The organism is Mycolicibacterium arenosum (assembly GCF_024320865.1).
Classification (GTDB): Bacteria; Actinomycetota; Actinomycetes; order Mycobacteriales; family Mycobacteriaceae; genus Mycobacterium; species Mycobacterium arenosum.
In genome coordinates, this window is the sequence record NZ_JANDBD010000004.1 from 522,034 (window position 1) to 541,429 (window position 19,396).

The window sequence follows — 19,396 nt, forward strand, 5'->3', positions numbered from 1 at the left end:
AACGTCGTTCTAATTGGAACAGCGTTCAGATTGCCGCACATCGCGGCGTCGCGTCAAGGGTGCAGAAGCCCTACAGCCCCTTCGGGCGAGTGCCGACGACGCCAGCCGCGGCGAGCGCGGCCAGTTCGTCGGCGGTGACACCGCACAGGTCGCCGAGCACGTCGGCGGTGTGCTGGCCGAGAGTCGGCGCCGGTGTGCGCAGCCAACGACCGTCGGTGGCGGCGATCGGCGCGAACGGCGGCCGGGGGTACACGCACGGTCCGGTGCTGGGATGCACCAGCGACTCGAAGTAACCGCGGTCGATCAGGTGTGGATTACGAATGACGTCCGACGGTGAGATGACCCGCGCCGCAGGGATTCCCGCGCGTACGAGGACCTCGACCGCGTCGTCGGCATCGCGGTCGACGAACCAGGCCGCCAGGTCGTCGTCGACGAGTTCGGCGCCCGACGCCCCCATCAGCCCCGCCATCGTCGTTCGCTCGGCGTCGTCCCGCATCGCGACGGCGACCCAGTCGTCCTCGCCGGCACAGCGGTACACGTTCTGCGTGGCCGGGCCGTGCCCGCGATTGCCCTCGCGCTGTGCCACCACGCCGAACGCCTGTGCCTCCAGCGCCTGCACCGCGGTCACGTTCAGCACCGATTCGATCATCGGCATCTCGACGAGTCGCCCCGTCCCGGTGCGTGCGACGAGGTCGAGCGCCGCGACCATGGCGAACGCGGCGTGCGATCCGGCCAGCGGATCGCACACCCCGCGCGGTGGTATCGGCGGACCATCGGGAAGTCCTGTCAGCCAGGCCATCCCGGCGATCTGCTCCATGGTCGGCGCGAAGCCGACGCGGTCGCGCCACGGACCGTCCAATCCGAACGCCGGCATCCGCATGACGACGAGCCTCGGATTCACCTCGAGTAGCGCATCGGCACCGAGTCCGAACTGCTCCATCACCCGCGGCGAGAAGTTCTCGATCACCGCGTCGGCGCCGGCCACCAGGTGCCTGAACAACCGCACCCCGTCCGGTGAGTCGAGGTTCAACGTGACCGACCGCTTGTTGGTGTTCACCGCCTGGAAGACCCAGCCGTACTCCCACCAGTCGTCGACGTCGGTGCGCATCGCGCCCGAGTAGCGGATGCCGTCGGGACGCTGAATCGACTCGATCTTGACCACGTCGGCACCGAAGGCCGCCAACAGGTGCGTCGCCGCCGGGCCCGCCCAGAATGCGGTCAGATCAACGACTCTCACGCCGGCCAGGGGGAGCTCCGGCGCTCCCTCGGTGGACGCCGCACGCGGTGACCAGTCCGGGCCCGTGCCCGCCTCACCGACGGACGGTGCGGGCGCCATCGGGGCGGGTGCGGTGCCCGTCATCCGCCACGGCGGGCGGGGCGCCAGCAGCCCAGACGCATTCGGCCCGAACACCCCGCGGGCGACGAAGTGGTCCTGCTCGGTGACGGTCGCACCGGTGCCGATCGCCGCCATCGGCAACCGGAACAACTCCCCGAGTTCGACGATCTCGGCGACGGTGTGCTCGCGCATCCACGGCCCGATCAGCTCGAGGATCCGGTCGCGGTGTCCCCAGCGTCCCAGCTGGAAGGTGAACTCCGGATGTTCGCTCAGCTCAGGGCATTCCACCATCGCGGCGAAGTCGTGCCACTGCTGGCCGGTGATGAACGTCATCCCCACGAAGCCGTCCTTCGCCGCCACGATGGACGGCACCTCGACGGAGCGCGTGATGGGTCCGACCTGCAGCAGGTGGGTGTGCAGCCATTCCGAACTCTGCATGGACAGCGTCATCGCCTCCAGCAGGGCCATGTCGAGATGCTCCCCCGGCCCGCCCGCCCGCATCCGCCGCGTCACCGCCAGCGCCGCGAACGCGGCCATCGCGCCTCCGACGTACTCCCCGACGTCACCGCCGACGGAGATGGGCGGCCCGTCCGGCAGTCCGCGGAACCCGGTCGCACCGCAGGCGCCCTGAAGGGTGAACTCGGTGGCGGGACGGTCGGCCCACGGACCCGTCCAGCCGAAGTCGGAGATGGTGAGAAACGCCCGGCGGCTGTCGGCGGCCACACCCGCACGTTCGGCGTCGGCCCGACCCGCCGTCAGGATCACGACGTCCGCACCCTCGATCAAGGCCGCGACCACCGAGTCGCCGAGATCGCCGACGACGCTGCGTTTTCCCGCGTTGAGATAGTCGAAGAGCGGGCCGTCGGTGCCCTGCGGTATCGCCGACCGCGTCGCGGAGTACCGACGCAGCGGATCGCCCGTCGCGGGTTCGACTTTGACCACGGTGGCTCCGGCATCGCGGAACAGCTTGCCGCAGTAGGAACCAGCGATTCGATCGCTGATCTCGAGCACCCGGACATCGGTCAGGGGCGTGCGCGGCGTCGGACCCGTCATCGCCGCAATGCTAACAACGCCGATACGCCCGAGGCCTCAATTCGAACACTGTTAAAATAGCGACGATAGACGGAAGGACGCGCAGTGGTGAGAAACGCGATCATCACCGGTGGCAGCGGCGGCATCGGCAAAGCCTGTGCCCGCACGCTCGTCGGGCGTGGTTACGACGTCGTCCTGACGGCCAGGCGGGAAGCGCCGCTGCGTGCGTGCGCCGACGAACTGGGGGCGCGCTACCTCGTCGCCGACGCTGCCGATCCGGACAGCTTCTCGGCCGCACTCGCACAGTTCGATCGCGTGGATCTGGTCGTTCACGCCGCGGGCGTGCTCGACGGCACGTACGCCCGCAAGCAGACCTTCGCCCAGTGGCGCACGACGATCTCCGCCAATCTCGACTCGTGCTTCGTGGTCACCCACGCCGCGCTGCCCCTGATGGTTCCGGGATCGAGGTTCGTGTTCATCTCGTCGTCAGCCGCCCACGAACCGATGCCGGGCAGGACCGCGTACTCCGCGTCCAAGGCCGGCATGAACGCCTTCGCCCGTGCCCTGGCCCTCGAGGTCGACCGGGACGGCATCAACGTCCACCTCGTCACCCCGGGCCCGGTGGAAACGGAGATGCTGCAGGACGTGCCGTTCGAGATGTACGCCATCCGAGCCGAAGACGTCGCCGAGTCGGTGGCGTGGCTGGACACCGTGCACCCGTCGGTGGACCTCCCCGAGATCCAACTCGCCGCGGTGAGACGAGGGCCGTCGTCCAGACCGCCGGTGGTCCCCGACGAAGTGACCCGGCGCAGCCGCCCGTCCTGACCACCGCATCGGCTACCGTAAAGGCCTCCGTTCCGGATTCGAGGAGGCGACGATGACGGTTGCGCGGGCCGGCCGCCGCCCCCGCGGGTCGCTGACCCCCGAAGACGTCATCGCCGCGGCGTTCGAATTGGCGCAGGACGTCTCGCTGGCCAATCTGAACATGCCGAAGCTGGCCAAGCACCTCGATGTCCCGGTGACCAGCATCTACTGGCATTTCCGCAAGAAGGAGCAGCTGCTCGACGCGATGCTCGAGGACGCGCTGAGCCGCTATCACTCGGTCACCACCTTCGTCGACGGCGAGACGTGGGACGAGTCACTGCGCACCCACTTCCGCGGGATGCGACGCGTGTTCCGGGAGAACCCGGTGCTGTGCGATCTCGTCCTGATGCGGGTGGGCGAGCTCAGCCCCGACGCCACCAGGACCGCGGTGCACCGCATCGAGACGGTCGTCGACATGCTGGTGCAGGCCGGCTTCACGCTCGACGACGCCGTGGAGATCTACCTCGCTCTGTCCGTGCACAGCCGCGGCAGCGCGATGATGGAGCACCTGGGCTCACGGCACGCCGAGCACTCGCCCGCCATGTCGACCAGAGCGGCCGACGTCGGCGAACTCAACGCCCAGGCGCTGCAGCAGGCCGTGCCGAGCCCCGTCCGGGTGGCCACGCTGTCGCTGCTGTCGTCGGGCACGACGCCGCGCCTACTCGAGCGGGCGAACCGAGGAGACGCGGTGGCCGACATGACGTTCGAGTTCACCCTCGACGCACTCATCGAGAAGGCGAGAGGGCTCCTCGCGACCTAGTCGGCGAGGTGGACGTCCGACTCCATGTGGAGCGCGATGCGATAGCCACCGGCTCGAGGGACCAGCAGCCAGCTCACCCAGCTGGCGCCGTCGCCCGCGCCACCCGACCCGCGGGTGACGAGAGTCCACCGGCACAGCAGCACGCACCGCGCCACCCCGCCGTCGAGCACCTCGGCCCGGTGCAGTTCGGAGCGCATCGTCGCCGACCGCATGCGCGCGCTCAGTCGACCCCAGTGCCGGTCCAGGGCGTCGGCACCCACCTGCGGCTCGGCGTACTCGTCCCCGATGTACACCGGCTCGGGGTCCGACCGCACCCACAGCTGTGCCAACGCCTCGAAATCCAGTGCGTTCCAGGCGCTGTCGTACTCCGCGACGACGGTGTCGACGTCAGGCAGGGTGTTCCCCCGGCAGCGCGCCGACCACGTCGGGCAGGCCGTACAGCTCCATGGCGTTGCCGCGCATGATGCGGTCCCGCTGATCGGCGGGGAACCGGTTGATCGCCCACGTCGGCGAGTCGTAGCTCCAGTGCGGGTAGTCGGTCGAGAACATGATGTTGTCACCGAGATCCATCATGTCGAGATACTCGAGGTAGGTCTCGACCTCGACCTCCTCGACCGGTTGCGTGGTGAACCGCACGTGCTCGCGGACGTACTCCGACGGACGCCGACGCACGTGCGGCAGATCGGCCTTGCGGTGCTCCCAGATCCGGTCCATCCGCGACATCACCGGCATGGCCCAGGTGAACCCGCCCTCGACGAACACCACCCGCAGGTCCGGGTGGCGGTCGAAGGCGCCGTCGAACACGAGGCTGATCAGATGCGACACATAGAGCAGCGGCCAGGAGGCGAAGAAGTCGTGCCAGTGCGCGGGGTTGCCGACCGGGTACAGCGGGATCAGCTCGAACGGCGTCTGCCCCATCAGGTGGGTGGCGATGGGCAATCCGTTGCGTGCGGCCGCCTCGTACAGCGGATCGAAGTGGGGGTTGCCGAAGGGGATTCCACGCGTCTGCGGGGTCATCAGCACCTCGGCCATGTACGGATGCCCCGCCCAGCGCTCGACCTCCCGCGCGGCGTCGGTCGGCGTCTGAGCGCTGACGCTGATCGCGCCGCGCCAGCGCCCGTGCGCGTTGTTCCGGTGCAGCCACACGTCGGCGAGCCAGTCGTTGTACGTCGACTTCAGCACGTGTTCGTGCTGGGGCAGCTGGTGATCGCACATCGGTTCCAGCATCGCGATGCTCACACCGGCGTCGACGAGCAGCTGTTGGGCGGCGAAGTCGGGATCGCTGCCCGCGTAACCCGTTGGCGGCATGGCGTCGACGCGCATCGACATCGACTTGAACGCGTCGGGGGTGTCGTAGAAGTGCGGTAGCGGTGTCGCGGCGCGGCCGGTCGGCCAGATCCGATCCACCCAGTCCGGGGGCGCGTACGACTTCAGCACCTCGGTCGACACCGGCATCGGGTGGACGTCGGTGTCGACGACGGTCACCGGAACCGTTTGCGGCGCGACGTCGAGCGGAACGTTCTCCAGGGTCGTCATGTGTCGCTTCCCTCCAGGACATCGGACAGCTTGTAGAACGTCGCGGCGTTGTGCCACAGCAGCTTTGCACGTTGATCGGCATCGAGCCCGGCGGCGGCGTCATGCGGAGCCGTCGTGGACCAGTGCGGATATCCCGAGCCGTACATCACCAGATCGGATCGGCCGGTGAACTCCATCCATCGGCTTGCATCGGCGGGGTCGGTCGGGCCGTCAAGGGCCGACGAGCAGAACCGGACGTGCTCGGTGAGGTACTCGCTGGGATGGCGATCCACCCACGGCGTCTGATCGCGCATCGACAGCCAGAACGTGTCGAGCCGCCACATCAGCGGGGTGAGGATGTCGTAGCCGCCGTCGGCGAAGACGAACCGCACGTCGGGATGTCGCGCGAACACCCCCTCGACGATGAGCGTCGCGAGGTGGACGAAGAAGTTCAGCGGCATGAACGCCGCGTATCCGGGATAGGTGTGCGCGTGCCCGGCGAACGTCGGCGCGTAGTCGACGCCGTTGCCGCCGTTGATGTGCACGGCCACCGGCAATCCCGCTGCGGCGGCGGCTTCCCAGATGGGCTCGAACTGCGGCTTGCCGTACGGCTCGCGGGATTGCATCGGCACACCCACCTGAACCATCTTCGGATGCCCGGCGAGTCGCTCGATCTCGGCGACGGCACCGCGGGGGTCCTCCGGATTGACCCGGATGGTGCCGAGAAAGCGAGCGTCCGAATCAAGCCAGCGCTCCACCAACCAGTCGTTGATCGCGGCGCAGATGCGGCTGTTCAGCAGGTAGTCCGCGATGTTGCCGCGGGTGAGAGGGTTCAAGATGGCGCACCTCGCGTGTCCATCGGAGAAGAGATGGCGGGCAACTGTTTCCGGCACCGAGCCCGGATACCTGCCGTCGTGGAGATCGGCGCGGTAGTCGCCGCCGGGCGCCTGATACCACTGCTGTTCGACGTCCGGGATGGCCCTGGTCCGGTACGCCGGGTCGATGAACTTGCGGATCTCGGCGTTGTGCTTGAAGTGCGGCTGCACGTTGGTGTCGATGATCCGAGCCGTGTCGTCGATTCGCTCGCGGGCTTCGCTCATGCGGTGACCCACACCTCCCCGTCGCTCACATCGACCCGATAGGTCCGGATCCTCCGGTCGGGATCGGACAGCGTCCGACCGTTGGTGAGGTCGAATTCCCACTGATGCCAGGGGCACCGGACGATCTGACCGTCGCGGACGAACTCGAGCCGGCCCGGCTTGTCCGGCGCGTGCACGTTGGTGCCGCCGACGAACCCGGTGCACAGTGGCGCGCCCTCGTGAGCGCAGTAGTTGGCGATCGCGTAGAACTCCCCGCCGACGTTGTAGACGCCGACGCCGAACCGGCCGGCCTCGACCAGTTTCATCGAGCCGGGGGGCAGATCCTCCAGCGCGCACACTCGTCGCCGCCGCATCAGCGCTCCCTCGTCGTCCGGTCCGCCTCCATGGTCCACCGGGACCCGCGTCGTCGCGTGCGGAACTGCTACCGTCGTCACTACCGTTTACGATACCGTTCAAGTCGGCGGTCGAACAATACGGAGGCGCGCGTGCCGTACGTCATCACGCAGTCGTGCTGCAACGACGCGTCGTGCACGGCCGTCTGCCCCGTCGACTGCATCCATCCGCGGCTCGACGACGCGGCCTTCAGCACGACCGAGAGCCTGTACATCGACCCCGACGCCTGCATCGACTGCGGCGCGTGCGTCGAACAGTGCCCGGTCGACGCGATCGTGGCCGACGACCGGCTGACCGCGCCGCAGCAGCGCTACCTCGAGATCAGCGCCGCCTACTTCACCGCCAGGCCGACCCCGTCAGCGCCACCACGCGGGGTGCCGGCCACCCCGTCGGCCGACCTGACCGGGCTCCGGGTCGCCGTCGTCGGCACCGGCCCGGCCGCGATGTACGCCGTGTGGGACCTGCTCGAGCACCGCGGCGTCGAGATCGAGCTGTACGACCGCGCGCTCACCCCCTACGGACTGATCCGGTCGGGTGTCGCGCCCGACCACCCGTCCACCAAGGCGGTGCTCACCACCTTCGAACGCGCGGCGCGCCGTCCGAACGTGCGAATGCACCTGGGGATCGAGATCGGTACCCACCTGACCAACGCCGATCTGCTCGCGCATCACAGCGCGGTGATCTACGCGACGGGCGCGGCAGGCGACCGCCCGTCGGACGTACCGGGGGCCGACCTGCCGGGTGTGCACTCGGCGACCGAGTTCGTCGCCTGGTACAACGGGCGTCCCGAGTCCGCCGACCGCGCATTCGACCTGTCCTGCGAGCGCGCGGTCGTCGTCGGCAACGGGAACGTGGCCGTCGACGTGGCTCGGATCCTGCTCACCGACCCCGAGGTACTGGCCCGCACCGACATCGCCGATCACGCGCTGGAGGCGTTGCGCACCAGCAGAATTCGCGAGGTCGTCATTCTCGGCAGACGCGGACCCGCGCAGGCGGCGTACACGAATCCGGAACTGCTGGCGCTGCGGGAACTCGACGGCGTCGACATCGTCGTCGACGCCGCCGAGGCCGAGCCCGACCCGCTGAGTGCCGAGGACCTCGCCGCACCCGATGCCGAACCGGCGGCCCGGCTCAAGGCCCGACTGGCACGGGAGCTCTCGAATCGCGCACCGACCGGGGCGGCCAAGCGGCTGGTGCTGCGCTTCCTCACCTCGCCAGTCCGATTCGACGGCGCGGGCGCGGTGTCCGCGGTGCACGTCGCCCGCAACACGCTGGTTCGGGCCGAGGACGGCGCGCTTCGCGCTACGGCGGGCCGGGAACTCGACCCCATCGACGCGGGTCTGGTGCTGCAGTCGATCGGCTACCGCGGCCACCCGGTTCCCGGCGTACCCTTCGACGTCGCGCGCGGCGTCATCCCCAACGCCGCGGGGCGAGTGCTGTCCGAACCGGATGGAACACCGGTGCCCCGCATGTACGCGACCGGGTGGATCAAGCGCGGCCCGACGGGCGTCATCGGCACCAACAAGCGCTGCTCCCGAGAGACCGTCGCGTGTCTGCTGGAGGACGCCGCCGCGGGGCTCCTGCCCACCGCACCCGACCGTGCCGCCCTCGACGACCTGTTGCGCGAGCGGCAACCGGCCGCGCTCGGCTACCCCGGCTGGTCCCGAATCGACGTCGCCGAGCGTCTCGCCGGCCGCCGGGCCGACCGTCCCAGAGTCAAGTTCACCACGGTCGACGCGCTCCTCGACGCGGCTACTTCATAACCGAAAGACCGCCCAGGGGAAGCAGTTCCACCACCACCCCGTCGGGGTCGACGACCGTTGCGGCCCGACCGCCGCCGGGGGTCGGCATGCTCAACGGCGTGCCGCCGAAGCCCAGTTCCGCGAGCCGTGCGAGCACCTCGTCGACGTCGACCTGCACGGACAGCAGGAACACCCCGCGAGCGGGCCTGCCAGTCTGCGCGGCGGCGCCGTCGACGGACTCGACGCCGAGGCTCAGCAGTTCCACGATGCCGGCGTCGGGACGGTCCGGTGAGCCGAGGAACACCGTGCGCACCGACGTCGTGGTGACTCCCAGGAGCGGAGCCAGATCCGCGTCGAGCACGACGTCGGCGAGCACGGTGAGGCCGATGCCGTCGCGGTAGAACCGCAGCGACTCGTCGAGGTCCCGGCAGCACACGCCGGCGTGATGAAGCACGGTCATAGGAACGAATTCTCCACTGTCAAGCCGCGTTCCGGGAAGTCCCCCAGCGCGAACGTCTCCGCGTTACCCAGCCCACTCCCCCCGCCGACGGGGTCGTCGACGCGCACCAGCAGATCGCGCAACTGGTGCAGCTTGCGCGCGTTCTCCGGGCTGTCGCAGGCGGTGACGTGACTGCCCTCGACCTTGAGCTCGCCGACCCACTGGCCGTACACCCAGTCGTTCCAGCCGTAGTACCCGGCGGTGCCGAGGTGAAAGCCGCCGGGGCCGGCCGCCGTGATCGTCAGCGGCCGCCGCGATCCGTCCTCCTCGATGAGCACCAGGGTGCCGTGGGTGAACCTGCGGTTGTCGTCCTGGAAGTGGAAGTCCTGCTCGACGTCGGCGAAGCGCCGTGAGGTGCCGTCGGCGAACTGTTCCTCGGCCTGACAGCGCACCGATCGGAAGCCCTGACCGCGCTCCTCCTGGTAGAAGACGAACAGCGAGTACGGCGTGCCGTCATCGCGGGTGAGCGTCATGGGCAGCCACGTCATGAACATGTGCGTCACACCGCGACCGCCGCGGGGCAGTCCGGGGATCGGCTTGCCGACGCCGGGCCGGATACCCCAGGAGTGGTCACGCACCGAAATCCACTGATCGGGAGCGACTTCCGTGCGTTCGCCCTCGAGCTGCACCCACCCGGACGCCACCCCGACCTGGCGGTAGCGCAGCACGTTGTGGGTGACCCGGAAGCCGTCGGGACTGCGATCGGGCCACGGGTCCTCAAGGGCGGCGTCGAAGTCGCCTCGCAGAGTCAGATCGAACGCGATCGGCGCGTGGTCGTTCTCGTCGAGGCGGATTCGGATGGCGCGCAGCGGTTCGACGACGCTGTAGTGCACGGGGCCCACGTCGGTGCCGTTCGGATCCGACGAGAGCCGTCTGCCCGCTCGCACCGTCCACTGCTCGGTGCCCCGGCACACCCCGGCCGCGCCGTCGAAAACCCCTCGGTTGGTGTACTTTCCGATGCCGAGCACGGCTTGTAGCGAGTTGTCCCTGGCGTGCGCGATGGTCCAGATCTTCTCCGTCCACGACGGGTCGGACTGCGCGACGGAGGCGAACGTGTCGACGATCTGGTGAGTCAGGTTCTCGTCATCGGGCACCAGCGCGCCGTAGTTCGTGTTCAGCAAGCGTCCACCTCATCTCTCCGTCACGGGCTCCGACCCGAAGTACCTCGTCATGTCCGTGCCCTTCGCGTATTCGCGCATCCACACGTCCGCACTGTCGGGCAGCGGTTGCCCGGCCGGGTCGTGGTGCGGCGTCTGGGACAGGATCAACCGCCACACCATGGCCGCGAGCTCGCGCGTCGGGACGGGATTGAACAGCGTCGCCGGATTCCCCTCGCGGGTACGACGTTTCGCGCCACCGGGGCCGCGGTACTTGAACTCGCCGATCAGCAGCTTGATCGACATCAGCTCCTCGGCCGAGGCGCCGCGCTCCTCGAACGGGACCACCTCGTCGAACTTCTTCGCGATCATCGCCGACAGTTCGCCGACGTGACTGAACGTGCTCCTGATGTGCTTGATCCGGTACCACGGATCGGCACGAAGGTGGCGGTAGAGGATGAGACCCGAACTGCGGTGCTCGATCTCCTCGACGAAGTGCCACATCATCAGTGAGGCGACCCGCCGATCGCCGGTGCCGAACAGGGCGTCGCGGTTGTCGAGCACCACCTTGAACAGCGGCGTGAACGTCGCCTCCAGATTGGCGATGTAGGCCCAGTGGTACTCCGCCGGGTACTCCTCGATCAGCGTCTTGTAGGCGGTGACGGCGTCCTCGTAGCACTTCTCCAGGGCGGGATAGCGCTCGACGAGGGCGAGCATGTGCTTGCGATGCGCGGCGGCGTGCTGCGCCTCCTGCCGCAGGAACGCCTCGGCCTCGGCGGCGATGACGGGATCGGAGTCGAACTCCGACTGCGCCTTGCGCACCGCGTCGATGATGTACTTCTCGAACGGCACCGCGATGAACGTGAACGCGTTGCAGAAGATGCTGAAGTCCGGATTCGCGGGCTGCCACAGGAACGGCACACTGGCGTCGAACTCCCACCCGATCTTGCGGACCACCAAGTCCGTCATCGCCTGACCACCTAACATCGAAGCGGTTCGGTGTCTCACACCGGCGTGCTCGCAGGGGCAGACAGGAACGTCGCCAGTGTGACATTATGGGGTTCAGATGTAAAGGAATGGATGGTGGTTCTGCAGATGCCCGCCGACGCCGAGCAGTCGACTCGCAAGCGCATCCTCGCCGCGACGTTCGCGGTGCTGTCCCGCTGCGGACATCGCAATCTGCAGCTGTCCGACGTCGCCGCCGAGGCCGGCGTTTCGCGACCGACGCTGTACCGGTACTTCGGCTCGAAGCAGGGCCTGCTCGATGCGTTCGGACTCTACGAGCAGGACAACTTCGACGCGGGGCTCGCCACTGCAACTGCGGGGCTGCGCGGTCCGGAGCGGCTCGACGCCGCGCTGCAGTTCATCGTGGACTTCCAGCACGAGTACTCCGTCAGCACGATGGTCGAGATCGAGCCCGAACACGTTCTGGCACAGACGAAACGGCTACTACCCCTGCTTCAGGAGCGCATCTCTCGCATCATCCCCGGCGAGCACGCGGACCTGGCTGCCGCCGCTGTGGTGCGGATCGCTGTCAGCCACTTCCTCCTGGGTGCGGGCGACCCCGAGCAGTACCTCGCGGAGCTGCGCCACGCAGCGGGACTGCCCCAGCGGCGGCGTCGCGCACCCCGTGCCGCCGCCACCGCAAGCTAGCCTGTCAACCAGCGGGAGATCCTGTCCCAGAGCACATCCGGCTGTTCGAGGTGCAGGAAGTGCCCGACACCGCCGATCACCTCGAACGCGGAGCCCGCTGCCGGTAGCTGATCGGTGACGTCACCGAGGAGTTCGGCGCCGAGTGCGCCGTCGTCGGCCCCGTGCAGATACAGCGTGGGTATCGCGGGCGGGCTCAGTGTCGCCGCGGCCTCCGCCGCTGCGGCGGGGTCGGCGAACTGCTCGTTGAAGGTCGACCGGTAGGGACTGATGACACCGGTGATGGTGTCTGCGGTGACGTGCTTGCGCAGTTCCGCGATGTCCCCCGTGGCGTCGTAACCCGGCGACCAGTCGGCCCAGAGCGACTCCCAGAAACCCGGTTCCAGCAGCGCGAATTCGGCCATTCCGATCTGCTGGATGAACCATACGTAGAACGAGCGCCGCAGCTGCGCGTACCGCAGGATGCCCGCTCCCAGCGCGGCCGTCGGCGGGACGGCGAGCGCCACGAAGCGCGCGAACGCTTCGGGTCGGGTGACGGTCACGCCGTAACCGGCGTTGGCCCCCCAGTCGTGGCCGACCAGCACGGCGCGATCGTCGCCTCGGAACCGGTCGCGCACCGCCAGCACGCTGCGAACGTAGGTGCCCGCGCTGATCGGCGTCGACATCGGCGCGTCGTAACCCGGCAGCCACGGTGCCACCACGCGGTAACCGCTCTCGACGAGTTGCGGCCCGAGATGACGCCAGGTGTGTGGGGTGTCGGGAAATCCGTGCACCAGGACAGCCAGCGGGAGGGAGGGGTCGTCGACGTCGCCGAACGTCACCGGGTCCGCTGCAGTCACGGCGCGAGTGTATTACACCTGAAGCATCAAACGTAACAGGCTGGATCCTTTACATGGAGCCACCCATATGTAACTCTGATCGCATGGCAGGCATCACCCTCGCGCAGCGCGATCTGCCCGGCACCCAGCGCAGCCTCGGCGAGTGGTTCGAGCGGAGGTTCGGTGAACCCGTCACGGTGTCGGGTCTCGAGGCCGCCAACAAGGCCTCGGGGTGGTCCTGCGAGAGCCTGAAGTTCTCGGTCCGGCGCGCCGACGGCGCCGCCGCCGACTACGTCGTGCGGATCCCGCCGACGGGCGGCGGCATCTTCGCGGAGTACGACCTGCTCGCCCAGACCCGTACCCAGGAACTGCTCCGCGGCTACGGGATCGCGACTCCGTCACCGCTGTACTACGAGCCCGACGACACCTGGATCGGCTCGCGGTTCCTCGTCATGCCCCGCATCGTCGGGCACACCCCCTCGGACACCTCGTACGCCAAGCGCGGCTGGTTGCTCGACTCGGGCCCCGACGTGCAGCGCCGGGTTCACGACGGCTTCCTCGACATTCTGCTTGCGCTGCACCGAGTTCCGCAGAACGAGGCGCCGTGGCTGGCGCGCCCGAGCGGGGTCGGCAACACCGCGGAGCTGACGTGGTGGCGCGACTACGTCGAGTGGGGCACCGACGGCGACGTGCCCGGCGTGATGGTCGATGCCTTCGACTGGCTGCGCCGTCGTCTGCCCGACGACCCGGACCGGTTGGTGCTGTGCTGGGGTGACGCCAGGTTCTCCAACGCGATCTACGCCGACGACGGCGAACTGCTCGCCGCCCTGGACTGGGAGCAGGCGTGCTGGTGCCCGGCGGAACTCGACTTCGGGTGGTGGCTCGCGACGCGCAGGCAGATGCTCGAGGTGGCCGGGCTGACGCTGGACCCCGAGTTGCCGGGCTTCGACAGCCGAGCCACGGTGGTCGCGCGATTCGAGGAGATGATCGGCAGGCCGCTCGACGACCTGCACTGGTACGAGGTCTTCGCGATGGTGCGGATGTCGTGTTGCATCGTCCGGATGCAGAGCCTGCTGCGCAGCATCGGCCAGGGCGACCACTTTCTCGCGAAGGCGCCCATCCTGCCCACGTTCGCCGTCGAGGCGATCAATGGCTGACGAACTGCGCTCCCGCCGTCCGACGGTGGCCGAGCAACTGGCGCGGGAACTGTCCGACATCGCCGACATCGCCGACGAACTCGGTCTGCTGGACGACCCGGTGGCGGCTCCGGAAACCGAGAGTGTGTACGACTACCTCGACACGACCCGCTGGAGCCTGGCCGACTGCGTCCTTCGCGGTGAGCGCACGCGCAGACTCGTCAACGCACCGAACCGGCTGGTGGACGTGGCGGTCGCCGAGCACGCCGACCGCGCGCTCGACCGGGCGGCGGGGCTGCTCCGCGACCGTGCCGATGACCTCGCAGAGCAGGTGCGGCTGACCAACACGGTCGTCGCCCGGTGGCTCGTCGCGCATCGGGTGGCGATCGTCAACCCCTGCTACCTCGACTCCAACGCGCTGTACGACCGCTATCGGTACGGCGACCTGGATCCGGAGGCCGTCTCCGACGACCCGCTCTACCTACTCGTCTGTCACCTGCACGACGTGCTGGAGGCCGGCGGCGAATGGGACGGCGGCGACTCCCCGGCGCTGCAGCACCTGCGGGCTCAGCTCACGCTTCCCATGCGCGCGGTGCGGCACGAGATGGTGGCGGCGATGGCCCACCACGCCGCGGCCATCGGCGTCACCCGGACCCTGTCGCGACTGGAGGCGCGGTGATCGCAGTCGACGATTGCGACGCATTCGCATAGCCGAGCTAAGCTGTCACCCATGAAGACGATCACGACGGCCGCGGTCGCCGCTGCCCTCGCGTTCGCCGCCGTCAGCGCGACGGGTGCCACGGCCGTGGCCGAGCCGCCCGCCCCCGCGCCCGCACCTCCGCCGGCCCCCAGGAACGCGATCGACACCGACGGCACCTTCGCCGTCAACACCGACATCGTCCCCGGCACCTATGCCACCGCGGGCCCGGCGGGCGATGGCGTCTGCTACTGGAAACGCGCAGACGGCAGCGGCACCACGCTCGACAACGCGATGTCCAAGAAGCCCCAGATCGTCGCGATCACGCCCACCGACGCCTCGTTCAAGACCAGCGGCTGCCAGGCCTGGCAGCTCACCGACGCGGCTCCGCCCAGCGCGGGTTCGCCGCAACTGAACGGTCTCAAGATGCAGGGCTACCTCGCGCTCATCAACGGCATGGCGGGCCTGGCCGGTCCGGTGCCGCCTCCGCCCGCACCGGACCCCGCCTCGGCGGCGCCCGGACCACCCCCCGGACCGGTCCCACCGGGCTGACAAACGCATCGCCGAGGTGGTCCGCGGCGCGCGCGAACTCAGCCTGATTGGCGGGTAGCCCGGCACCGCGAAACCGGGATTCCCGCAGCTGTCCGTGGGTTACCGTGCACGAATGATCCGTCTCGTAAGACTCGGCACGGCAACCGCGTTCGCTCTCCTCGGCGTCATCGCCGCGGCACCGGGGGCGCAGGCGGAGCCGCCGCCGCCGTGCGGATTCACGCTGTCCCCTCCTGCGGTGGAACAGGTCGCGGGCGTCGCGACGGTCGTCGCCACCGTGACACCCGGAGTCTGCATCTCGCCGGGCTCCGCCGACCTCAGCGTCGCCTGTCTGCAGGCTCTCGACGGCTCGTCGCAGGTGTGCAGCCAGGGTCGTGGACCCGACGGCGCGCGGGTGCAACTCAGCCCGGTCCGCCCCGGAGTCACCTACGAGTCGACCGGTCGGGGTCTTCCGAGGTGGCTCGGCCAGGATCCGGCCCGCTACTGGCAGGTGCTCGGGCCCTACGCCGCAACGCTCGGCTAGCGTCGAACCATGAGCGAACGGATCGAAGTCCAGCGCACCATTCCCGCCCCCGCAGCCGACGTCTTCGCCGTGCTGTGCGACCCGCAGGGACATGTGGCGATCGACTCGTCGGGCATGTTGCAATCCGCCGACGGCGATGTGGTCACGGCGGCTGGCGACAGCTTCGTGGTGCACATGGATCGCGAGGCGCTCAACGACTTCCCGCTCGGTAAGTACGACGTCACGGTGAACATCACGGAGTACGAGAAGGACCGGTTGATCGCGTGGACCATCGTGGGTCAGATCAAGCCCCAGATCGGTCACGTCTACGGCTACCGGCTCGAACCCGACGCCGCGGATGCTCAGTCCACAGTTGTCACGTCGTTCTACGACTGGTCCGAGATCGACCAGCACTGGCGCGACGCGGGCATCTTCCCGGTGATCTCCGAGGGCGCGCTGCGGGGCACGCTCGGCATCCTCGACCGCACGGTGCGCCGGGGTTACCCGCGCGGCTGACCTTCCCGCCGAACGTTGGTTACCGCCACGGTCCGGCGCGGATTCGCGTGGCGGTAACCAACGTTCGCGGGGGATGGGCGTCAACTCGTGGTTGACGAACGGAGTAGCGTCAACCTAGGGTTGACGCATGACCACCCCGTACACCGTCAGCCTCGACACCCTCATCACCAGCATCAAGAAGGTGCACGACGAGCCGCTCGAGCAGCTCACCGACGCGGTGCTGGCGGCGGAGCACCTCGGCGACGTCGCCGACCACCTGATCGGCCACTTCGTCGACCAGGCTCGGCGCTCCGGAGCGTCGTGGACCGACATCGGCAAGTGCATGGGCGTCACCAAGCAGGCGGCGCAGAAGCGCTTCGTCCCGAAAGCCGACACCGAGCCGATGGATCCAAACGAGGGCTTCGCCCGCTTCACCCCGCGGGCCCGCGCCGCGATCGTCGCCTCGCAGCGGATCGCCCGTGAGGCCCGCAATCAGGAGATCGCGCCCGTGCACCTGCTGCTCGGCCTGATCGCCGATCCCGAGGGCCTGGCGGTCCCGCTCCTGAAGGCGCAGGGCGTCGAGCCCGACGCGATTCGCGCCGCCGCCGAACTGCCCGCCGAACAAGGCGAGGAACTCGACCTGATCCCATTCAACGCGAAGGCCAAGAAAGCGCTCGAGCTCACCTTCCGCGAGGCACTTCGCCTGGGCCACAACTACATCGGCACCGAACACGTGCTGCTCGCCCTGCTCGAGGCCGACGACCAGGGCGACGTCCTCCGCCACCTCGGAGTCGACAAGGCGAAGGTCGAGACCGACCTCGTCGTGCTGCTCAGTTCGATGAGTTCGCCGACCGGGGAATGAAAACCGCCGCGCCGCGGTAGGTACGTGACATGAAACTCGACGATTCCGCCCGCGCGTTCATCGGCGCCGGCGCAGACGCGACGCTGGTAACCATCAACGCCGACGGCAGCCCGCAGGTGTCGCTGGTGTGGGTGGCAGTCGAATCCACTCCGGACGGCGACGAACTCGTCAGCGCGCACCTCGCCGAATACCTGAAGACGCGCAACGTGCGCCGCGACCCGCGCGTCGCGTTGACGATCGTGGCGAAGGACGCCCCGAATCAGCAGACGCCCTACCTGTCGATCGCGGGGACCGCGCGCGTCGTCGAGGGCGGCGCACCGGAACTGCTCACCGACCTCGCCGAGGTCATGCTCGGTTCGAGCGAGCACTTCCCGCCGCCGGACTCGCCGCCCGGACTGCTGACCCGCATCCGCATCGAGAAGGTCGGCGGGTACGGCCCCTGGGCGTCGTAACCCGGCGAGCCCCGAACCTCCCGAGCGCCGCTGCCGCGTGTGACAAGATGCGGGGACAGCAAAGGAGGACGCCGATGCGTTGGTTGATGTCCCTGGTGGCCGTGTTGGCGGTCGTCGCCGGAACGGTCGCACCGTCGGCGTTCGCCGCGGACGCGCCGATCGGCAACATCGGCGAGACGCTGCGCGTCGACTTCAAGGGCGTCGTCGCCGACGTCACCGTGCACGACGTCGTGCCGACCGCCCCTCCCCCTGGCTACGTCCCCACCGGCTCGCCGCGCTGGCGCAACGAGGGCGGGCCGTGGAAAGCCAACGTCACCGTGCGCGTGATCTCGGCGCCCAACCCGTTCATCACGTCCGTGCAGTGGGCATTCAACGGCGTCACCCCGTACGCCGACGCGTACCAGCCGAAGAACACCGACGCCGCCGACGCCCTGTCGACAGCGCTGCAGAACGCACCGCCGGGTGCCACGGTCAGCGGCGCCGTCTACTGGCAGGTGTACCGCGCACTGGTCACCAACGTGGTCCTGATCAACCCCCAAACGGGAACGCACCTGGCGCAGTGGAACATCTGGCAGCCGGGAACTCCGCTGCCCTGACGCATGAGCGTCAGCGTCAGCACCGCAACCGAATTCGACCTCGACGAACTCGCCGACGTCGCAGCGCGCACGTTCCCGCTCGCCTGCCCGCCGTCGGCGTCCGCCGCTGACGTGGCGGCGTTCATCGCCGCGCACCTGTCCCGCGAGCGATTCGCGGACTACCTCGCCGACCGGAACCGAGTCGTGCTGTCGGCACGCGACGAGAGCCGAATACTGGGCTATGCCATGCTGATTCGCGGCGTCGTCGACGACGCCGACGTTCAGCGCGCGGTGCCCGAGCGGCCCGCGGTCGAACTGTCCAAGTGCTACGTGCTGCCCGATGCGCACGGCGCCGGGGTCTCCGCCGCGCTGATGGCCGCGACCCTCGACCGCTGCGGCAGCATGGGTGCGGTCTGCACGTGGCTGGGCGTCAATCAGCAGAACCAACGCGCCCAGAGGTTCTACGCCAAACACGGCTTCGCGGTGACCGGCACGAAGACGTTCCGGCTCGGCGAGGGACTCGAACAGGATTACGTGATGGTGCGCGGGCTGAACAGGTAGTTGCGGAACTCCAGCGTCACTGCGTCCACGTCGCGCCATAACCCGTTGTGCCACACAGACATCCGGTATCCGCGCGTCGTGAACCACTCCGCGATCTGAGACGAGTGGGTGTCGAAGCGCTCGAGGTGACGGTCCTCCACTTCCACCATCACCGCGGGCCGCAGCCGCTCGATGGTCGCCTCGCCGCCGCGCAGCACGTGCAGTTCGGCACCCTCGACGTCGATCTTCACGAAGTCGATCCGGACGAGACCCGCACGCTCACAGAACTGGTCGACCGTGTCACCGTCCACCACCACCCGCAGATGCTCGTCGAACTCGGCGTTGGAGCCCAGACCCGACGCGTTGCGCGTGACGAACGACCGCCCCGTCACGGGGATTCCGCGGCGCAGCGGCACGCTCATGACGACCTCGTCACCCGTATCGCCGAGCGCCAGGCTGTGCCGCACGACGTTGGAGCCGCTACGCAGACCCAGCACCCGCGACGTCGTCGCGTGGGCGAACCGCAGCGGCTCGAAGCTGTGCACCACACCACCCCCGCCGACGAGCCGGGCCATCTCGGCGGTGTAGAACCCCGCCGCCGCGCCGATGTCCAGGCAGACGCCGCCGCGCGGGACGACCTGGGCGACGCCGACGAGTTCGCTCTCCAGCCACGGCGTCGTGCGGGCCAGCCCGCGAAGACCCCCGACGACGAGCGTGCGGCGAAGTCCGCCGAGCTGTGCGATCGCTGGTGCCATTCCCCCTCCTCGGGCCGTAGCGCGCAG

General features: G+C 68.9%; 23 protein-coding genes. 13 read left to right on the plus strand and 10 right to left on the minus strand.

Annotated features, from left to right (window positions below):
* Positions 1 to 70 precede the first annotated feature (70 nt).
* Entirely contained in the window at positions 71 to 2,389 is a 2,319-nt protein-coding gene (locus tag NM203_RS12655; RefSeq protein WP_255060269.1) for a CaiB/BaiF CoA-transferase family protein, read from the minus strand.
* A gap of 87 nt (positions 2,390 to 2,476) precedes the next feature.
* Here NM203_RS12655 and NM203_RS12660 point away from each other — a divergent pair, with 87 nt between their 5' ends.
* Positions 2,477 to 3,193 carry an SDR family oxidoreductase gene (locus NM203_RS12660; protein ID WP_255060430.1) on the plus strand — a complete coding sequence of 239 codons (717 nt, stop codon included), beginning with the start codon at positions 2,477 to 2,479 and terminating at the stop codon, positions 3,191 to 3,193.
* 52 nt (positions 3,194 to 3,245) lie between these two features.
* Positions 3,246 to 3,992, plus strand: coding sequence for a TetR family transcriptional regulator (locus NM203_RS12665; RefSeq protein ID WP_255060270.1), 747 nt, complete (start codon positions 3,246 to 3,248; stop codon positions 3,990 to 3,992).
* Here NM203_RS12665 and NM203_RS12670 read toward each other — a convergent pair.
* From NM203_RS12670 to NM203_RS12685, 4 genes are read right to left on the minus strand one after another with little or no spacing between them, the layout of a single operon-like run.
* Complete coding sequence (locus tag NM203_RS12670) at positions 3,989 to 4,321, minus strand: hypothetical protein (protein ID WP_255060271.1); 333 nt, start codon at positions 4,319 to 4,321, stop codon at positions 3,989 to 3,991. The two genes, NM203_RS12665 and NM203_RS12670, sit on opposite strands and share 4 nt — an antisense overlap.
* Positions 4,322 to 4,379: 58 nt before the next feature.
* Complete coding sequence (locus NM203_RS12675) at positions 4,380 to 5,528, minus strand: amidohydrolase family protein (RefSeq protein WP_255060273.1); 1,149 nt, start codon at positions 5,526 to 5,528, stop codon at positions 4,380 to 4,382.
* A complete protein-coding gene (locus NM203_RS12680) occupies positions 5,525 to 6,607 on the minus strand; it encodes an amidohydrolase family protein (RefSeq protein WP_255060274.1) in 1,083 nt (360 codons plus the stop codon). The genes NM203_RS12675 and NM203_RS12680 overlap by 4 nt, the downstream gene beginning before the upstream one ends.
* Complete coding sequence (locus NM203_RS12685; protein ID WP_308212824.1) at positions 6,604 to 7,041, minus strand: Rieske (2Fe-2S) protein; 438 nt, start codon at positions 7,039 to 7,041, stop codon at positions 6,604 to 6,606. Before NM203_RS12685 ends, NM203_RS12680 begins: the two co-directional genes overlap by 4 nt.
* Positions 7,042 to 7,092: 51 nt before the next feature.
* On the opposite strand from NM203_RS12685, the gene NM203_RS12690 reads away from it, so the two are divergent.
* Positions 7,093 to 8,763 carry an FAD-dependent oxidoreductase gene (locus tag NM203_RS12690; RefSeq protein WP_255060275.1) on the plus strand — a complete coding sequence of 557 codons (1,671 nt, stop codon included), beginning with the start codon at positions 7,093 to 7,095 and terminating at the stop codon, positions 8,761 to 8,763.
* Here NM203_RS12690 and NM203_RS12695 read toward each other — a convergent pair.
* From NM203_RS12695 to NM203_RS12705, 3 genes are read right to left on the minus strand one after another with little or no spacing between them, the layout of a single operon-like run.
* The gene (locus NM203_RS12695) at positions 8,753 to 9,202 is read right to left on the minus strand and encodes a VOC family protein (protein ID WP_255060276.1); all 450 of its coding nucleotides are present in this window, start codon (positions 9,200 to 9,202) and stop codon (positions 8,753 to 8,755) included. The genes NM203_RS12690 and NM203_RS12695 overlap by 11 nt on opposite strands.
* The gene (locus tag NM203_RS12700; protein ID WP_255060277.1) at positions 9,199 to 10,362 is read right to left on the minus strand and encodes an Rv3169 family protein; all 1,164 of its coding nucleotides are present in this window, start codon (positions 10,360 to 10,362) and stop codon (positions 9,199 to 9,201) included. The genes NM203_RS12695 and NM203_RS12700 overlap by 4 nt, the downstream gene beginning before the upstream one ends.
* A 9-nt stretch (positions 10,363 to 10,371) precedes the next feature.
* Positions 10,372 to 11,307, minus strand: a complete 936-nt coding sequence (locus tag NM203_RS12705; RefSeq protein WP_255060278.1) for a metal-dependent hydrolase — start codon at positions 11,305 to 11,307, stop codon at positions 10,372 to 10,374.
* 111 nt (positions 11,308 to 11,418) lie between these two features.
* Here NM203_RS12705 and NM203_RS12710 point away from each other — a divergent pair, with 111 nt between their 5' ends.
* Positions 11,419 to 11,991 carry a TetR/AcrR family transcriptional regulator gene (locus tag NM203_RS12710; protein WP_255060279.1) on the plus strand — a complete coding sequence of 191 codons (573 nt, stop codon included), beginning with the start codon at positions 11,419 to 11,421 and terminating at the stop codon, positions 11,989 to 11,991.
* On the opposite strand, the gene NM203_RS12715 is transcribed toward NM203_RS12710, so the two are convergent.
* On the minus strand, positions 11,988 to 12,827 hold the full coding sequence (locus NM203_RS12715) for an alpha/beta fold hydrolase (protein WP_255060280.1): 840 nt from the start codon (positions 12,825 to 12,827) through the stop codon (positions 11,988 to 11,990). The two genes, NM203_RS12710 and NM203_RS12715, sit on opposite strands and share 4 nt — an antisense overlap.
* A gap of 83 nt (positions 12,828 to 12,910) precedes the next feature.
* Between NM203_RS12715 and NM203_RS12720 the strand changes: the two genes are divergently transcribed.
* From NM203_RS12720 to NM203_RS12760, 9 genes are all read left to right on the plus strand, one after another.
* Positions 12,911 to 13,963 carry a phosphotransferase family protein gene (locus NM203_RS12720; protein ID WP_255060281.1) on the plus strand — a complete coding sequence of 351 codons (1,053 nt, stop codon included), beginning with the start codon at positions 12,911 to 12,913 and terminating at the stop codon, positions 13,961 to 13,963.
* Entirely contained in the window at positions 13,956 to 14,621 is a 666-nt protein-coding gene (locus NM203_RS12725) for a hypothetical protein (protein WP_255060282.1), read from the plus strand. The genes NM203_RS12720 and NM203_RS12725 overlap by 8 nt, the downstream gene beginning before the upstream one ends.
* Before the next feature lie 51 nt (positions 14,622 to 14,672).
* A complete protein-coding gene (locus tag NM203_RS12730) occupies positions 14,673 to 15,191 on the plus strand; it encodes an Rv1352/Rv1906c domain-containing protein (RefSeq protein ID WP_255060283.1) in 519 nt (172 codons plus the stop codon).
* A gap of 112 nt (positions 15,192 to 15,303) precedes the next feature.
* Entirely contained in the window at positions 15,304 to 15,711 is a 408-nt protein-coding gene (locus tag NM203_RS12735; protein WP_255060284.1) for a hypothetical protein, read from the plus strand.
* 9 nt (positions 15,712 to 15,720) lie between these two features.
* On the plus strand, positions 15,721 to 16,206 hold the full coding sequence (locus NM203_RS12740; RefSeq protein WP_255060285.1) for an SRPBCC family protein: 486 nt from the start codon (positions 15,721 to 15,723) through the stop codon (positions 16,204 to 16,206).
* A gap of 127 nt (positions 16,207 to 16,333) precedes the next feature.
* On the plus strand, positions 16,334 to 17,047 hold the full coding sequence (locus NM203_RS12745; protein WP_255060286.1) for a Clp protease N-terminal domain-containing protein: 714 nt from the start codon (positions 16,334 to 16,336) through the stop codon (positions 17,045 to 17,047).
* 29 nt (positions 17,048 to 17,076) lie between these two features.
* On the plus strand, positions 17,077 to 17,499 hold the full coding sequence (locus tag NM203_RS12750; protein ID WP_255060287.1) for a PPOX class F420-dependent oxidoreductase: 423 nt from the start codon (positions 17,077 to 17,079) through the stop codon (positions 17,497 to 17,499).
* A gap of 74 nt (positions 17,500 to 17,573) precedes the next feature.
* Positions 17,574 to 18,095, plus strand: coding sequence for a hypothetical protein (locus NM203_RS12755; RefSeq protein ID WP_255060289.1), 522 nt, complete (start codon positions 17,574 to 17,576; stop codon positions 18,093 to 18,095).
* A 3-nt stretch (positions 18,096 to 18,098) separates the two neighbouring features.
* Positions 18,099 to 18,635 carry a GNAT family N-acetyltransferase gene (locus NM203_RS12760; protein ID WP_255060290.1) on the plus strand — a complete coding sequence of 179 codons (537 nt, stop codon included), beginning with the start codon at positions 18,099 to 18,101 and terminating at the stop codon, positions 18,633 to 18,635.
* Here NM203_RS12760 and NM203_RS12765 read toward each other — a convergent pair.
* Entirely contained in the window at positions 18,605 to 19,369 is a 765-nt protein-coding gene (locus tag NM203_RS12765) for an FkbM family methyltransferase (protein WP_255060291.1), read from the minus strand. The two genes, NM203_RS12760 and NM203_RS12765, sit on opposite strands and share 31 nt — an antisense overlap.
* Between the last annotated feature and the right edge of the window lie 27 nt (positions 19,370 to 19,396).